Source organism: Candidatus Bandiella numerosa, from assembly GCF_021811875.1.
Taxonomy (GTDB): Bacteria; Pseudomonadota; Alphaproteobacteria; order Rickettsiales; family Midichloriaceae; genus Aquirickettsia; species Aquirickettsia numerosa_A.
This window is the reverse complement of sequence record NZ_JAJBJD010000100.1, coordinates 1-4,104: the sequence shown is the minus strand read 5'-3', so window position 1 is coordinate 4,104 and position 4,104 is coordinate 1. Positions and strand designations below refer to the sequence as shown.

Annotated in this window: 4 protein-coding genes; 3 read left to right on the top strand and 1 reads right to left on the bottom strand. The window is 29.1% G+C overall.

The annotated features are described in order from the left end of the window. Positions 1 to 338: 338 nt before the first annotated feature. From L8D11_RS03950 to L8D11_RS03940, 3 genes are read left to right on the top strand one after another with little or no spacing between them, the layout of a single operon-like run. Positions 339 to 1,715 (top strand): aspartate kinase, encoded by a 1,377-nt coding sequence (locus tag L8D11_RS03950; RefSeq protein WP_236870375.1) that lies wholly within the window; start codon positions 339 to 341, stop codon positions 1,713 to 1,715. Beyond that, positions 1,703 to 2,932: a diaminopimelate decarboxylase gene (lysA, locus tag L8D11_RS03945; RefSeq protein WP_236870374.1), complete on the top strand. Its 1,230-nt coding sequence runs from the start codon at positions 1,703 to 1,705 to the stop codon at positions 2,930 to 2,932. The genes L8D11_RS03950 and lysA overlap by 13 nt, the downstream gene beginning before the upstream one ends. A gap of 28 nt (positions 2,933 to 2,960) precedes the next feature. After that, positions 2,961 to 3,872 carry an LD-carboxypeptidase gene (locus tag L8D11_RS03940; protein ID WP_236870373.1) on the top strand — a complete coding sequence of 304 codons (912 nt, stop codon included), beginning with the start codon at positions 2,961 to 2,963 and terminating at the stop codon, positions 3,870 to 3,872. A 51-nt stretch (positions 3,873 to 3,923) separates the two neighbouring features. On the opposite strand, the gene L8D11_RS03935 is transcribed toward L8D11_RS03940, so the two are convergent. Continuing rightward, positions 3,924 to 4,104: hypothetical protein (locus L8D11_RS03935; protein WP_236870372.1), on the bottom strand; the 181-nt coding region annotated here is incomplete at its 5' end.

Below are 4,104 nucleotides of genomic sequence, written 5' to 3'. Positions count from 1 at the left end.
TACTTTGCCGTCAGCTTCCTTCCGCCAACTCCTCACGAAGTTAACCTTGCCTCAGCTAATGGACAGCTCTATATCAGCCCATGAGGGACTTGAACCCTCTACTCTTACATCATGCACGGCGCACATCTGTTTAAAATTCATATCTTAAATATTCATTTAAAATATTTTATTTAATAAAAATATTCTTCATATATATAAATTTGGTAATTATAAATTTATATATAAAAGATGATAATATGAGCTATAAAAAGAATTATATTATTTACTCAAATAAAAATCCTTGAACTATATTTTAATCTTATATATAAGTACTAATTTAAAATTTAGTTTAAATTTTTATGAATTTAAAATCTATCAAATTTGGTGGCACATCAATGGGAAGTGCTAAATCAATTCAAGAATGCGCAAAAATCGTTAAGGAAAAAATTAATAAATCCTTAGTAGTCGTCACCGTCTCGGCAGTGGGTGGCATAACTGATAAGTTAATTGAAATAATTAAGCTTGCAAGAAAAACTAAACCAAGATTAGTTAAATCAAAAGTTATTGAAATATCTAATATTCATAAACAAATTCTCAAAAATTTAACATTAAATGATGAAGAAGCTGAAAATTTATGGGCTCAGGAATTTGAACCAATAATTAATAAACTTGAAGCTATTAGCTATGGCACTAGTTTAGTTGGAGATTTAACTGACAAAACTGAAGCAAGAATCTGTGCATTCGGAGAAAAACTATCATCTCTACTTATGCTCTTAGCACTGGAAAAAATTGGCATTACATCACAAAGAATTGAGTCAGAGCGAATTATAAAAACTGATAATAATTATCTCAAGGCAAAAGTTAATTTTCAGGCAACCAATTTATCTTCAAAAAAAATCTTGAGGCCATTTTTTTTAAAAAAAATAGTTCCAGTGGTTACAGGATTCATAGGTAAGGATACTCATGGTAATATTACATTATTAGGTAGAGGAGGAAGTGATTATACTGCTTCGATATTAGCAATGGTATTAAATGCAAATGAAGTTGAAATATGGACAGATGTAAATGGTATAATGACAGCTGATCCACGTATCGTAGAAGATGCGTTTTCGTGGCCAAGTTTGGATATGAATGTGATGTCTGAAATGGCTTATAGTGGAGCAAAAGTAGTACATCCCGATACCATTGCACTTGCTGTTGAAAAAAATATACCAGTGTATGTCTACAATACCTTTGATAACGCATTTAAAGGTACAAAAATAACAAAAAATGCTCCTCATGCAAAAGGCATAGTTACAAGCCCAGGCAATACTATTATAACGCTTGAAAATACCAGCATCATAAATGGAGTCGGCTTCGTAAAAAAAATTACATCCATTGTTGCAGAACATAATATACCAATTGATGTATGCGCCACATCTGAAATTTCTTTTACTTTTTCAATAAAAGCAGAAGATTATTCTAAAAAGCTATTAAAAATTTTAAAAAGCTTTGCCTCTGTAAAAGTAAAAAATAATATTACAAAATTGTGCTTTATTGGAAATGAAATTACATCTGATAAAAAACTCCTAGCTGGTATTTTTACATTATGTATGGAACTTGACACTAGAATATATACAATAAGTGTAAGTGCATCTGGTAATAACATAACTATATTAATTGATCAAAATAAGGCTAATACAATATTAAAAGCACTACATAAGAAATTTTTAAAAGAGGAAGAATGCAGTCAGTAGATTTTTTTAAAAATAATCTCAAATTATTATTAAGAATAATTAAAGAAGTGGGCACACCTGTATTTGTGACCGATATAGCAATTTTAAAACAAAAAGTTGCTAATATCCAAAGTGCATTTAACAAAAATTGCTTACTGTTCTACGCCATAAAAGCTAATTTTAACCCTGCAATAATTAACATACTAAAAGAGGCTGGTATTAACGGAATTGAGACTATATCACCATTTGAAATAAATTTAGCAAAAAAACTAGGATTTGATAATAATCAAATTTTATTTACTGGAAATAATTGTGATGCAGATGAACTAGAGCAAGCAAAAAATTCTGGGGTTATAGTTAATTTGGGATCAATTTCAGAATTAGTCTCTTTTGCAAAGAGATTTCACGGCACTGAAATATCAATAAGGATTAATCCAGGATTTGGTGACGGTGAGTTTAAACAAATCATAACAGGGGGCAAAGATTCAAAATTTGGTATATATCACACTCAAATTCATGAAGCACTAAAGATAATTAAAGATAATGATTTAAAATTAATTGGGTTGCATTGCCACTTGGGCTCAGGTTTATACAATACTAAAAATTTTACACCAATGGTTGATTTTATGTTTAAATTAGCAAATCAAATTGAAGGTTTGAAATTTATAGATTTGGGAGGTGGCTTTGGAGTAAGATATAATCCAACAGACAAAGAAGTTGATTTAACTCAATTTGCATCAGTGATTGATGAGCATTATGAAAAATATCAGTCATTAAAATCTAATAATATTAAAATTATATTTGAACCTGGGAAATACTTAGTTGCTGAATCCACATTTTTACTTACGAAAATTACCAATATACGAGATCATAATAAACAAAAAATAGTCGGAGTAAATACAGGTTTCAACCACATCATAAGACCTGCTTTATACTCATCATATCATCATATTATCAATATATCTAAGCTAGATGAAGTAAAAGAAGCTGTGAAGATTGTGGGTAATATATGTGAATCAACTGATGTAATAAATGAAAATATTGAGTTATCAAATCCCAAAGAAGGTGATATATTGGCAATACTTACAGCAGGTGCATACTGTTCATCAATGAGTAGTTTATACAATTTAAGACCATACGCCCCTGAAGTTTTAATTAATGGCAATGAGTTTACAATTACAAGAGAAAGAATGAATTTTGAAAAAGCCATGTATTCAATGGGGTTTAAAAATGAATAAGTATGCTGAATATTAATTAAAAATTAAAATGCTTATAGATGAGATTTGTACACACCCATTATGGAAGGAATTAAACGCTAAGTATAAAATATTTCCAATTTCTCCAGCCTCATATCCATATTGTGAGTATGAGGCGATTAAAGCAATTTCAGGAATTAATTTATGGGATTCTAATCCATTATTAAATAAAGATTGTCATCCATTTCATTCAAATACTGATGAAAAAAGATTAGAAGCACTGAATAAAGCTTTATATTCAGACGAAGAAAATTTAATTATATGGTGTATAAATGGAGGTTATGGCTCATCAAAATTAATTCAATTTCTAGACAAACAAACAAAGCCTAAAATTGAAAAAAAATTTATTGGATATAGCGATATCACGGCTTTGCATTTATTTTTATCTCAAAAATGGGGTTGGAAAACAATTCATGGAGCATGTTTGGGAGAATTATTTAAGGATAATAAAAACGCTAATAATTTTTTAAATATATTTAATCTGATATTAAATAATAACCTTATTGCAAATGATAGTTTATTCAGTGATATTAGTCCTCTGAATATAGCAGCAAAAAGATTTAAAGAAGAGCTTAATTATCATGAATTAACTGGTGGTAACCTTGCAATAATTCAAACTAGTATTGGAAGCAATTGGCAAATAAATATCAGAAATAAGATATTATTTTTGGAGGATGTTGGTGAGGATGGCTATAAAATTGATAGGATTCTTTATCATCTTAAATCGACACTAAAATTAGAGGATGTCAAAGCAATAATTTTTGGAGAATTTACTAAAAGTGATAAATATGCAGATTTTACAATTAGTAACTTTGCCAATCAAAATCCTATAATTCCAATTTATAAAACAAACAAAATTGGTCATGGAAAAAACAATTTCCCAATTATTTATAACAAAAATATGCTTCGTTGCATAACTTAAAGCCCATAACTTTAGTAGAGTTATATAATAATACCAACACTTATCCAAAATTCATATTACTCTATATCCATATGTGGAAATATATAGTCTTTCCAAAACTGATTCATTGGCATTGCTAAGCAAATATAGCGTCAAAGAAGAAATGTATATACACAGATAATTCAGCCATATCAGCGGCTTTGGAATAAGCCTTGGTTTTTCGATTGTATCTCTTGATAAAGTCTCTGAGAGA

What these genes read in the sequence shown, in the direction of transcription:
- lysA (WP_236870374.1), top strand. Translation starts at nt 1,703, where the DNA reads ATGCAGTCAGTAGATTTTTTTAAAAATAATCTCAAATTATTATTAAGA.
- L8D11_RS03950 (WP_236870375.1), top strand. Translation starts at nt 339, where the DNA reads ATGAATTTAAAATCTATCAAATTTGGTGGCACATCAATGGGAAGTGCT.
- L8D11_RS03940 (WP_236870373.1), top strand. Translation starts at nt 2,961, where the DNA reads ATGCTTATAGATGAGATTTGTACACACCCATTATGGAAGGAATTAAAC.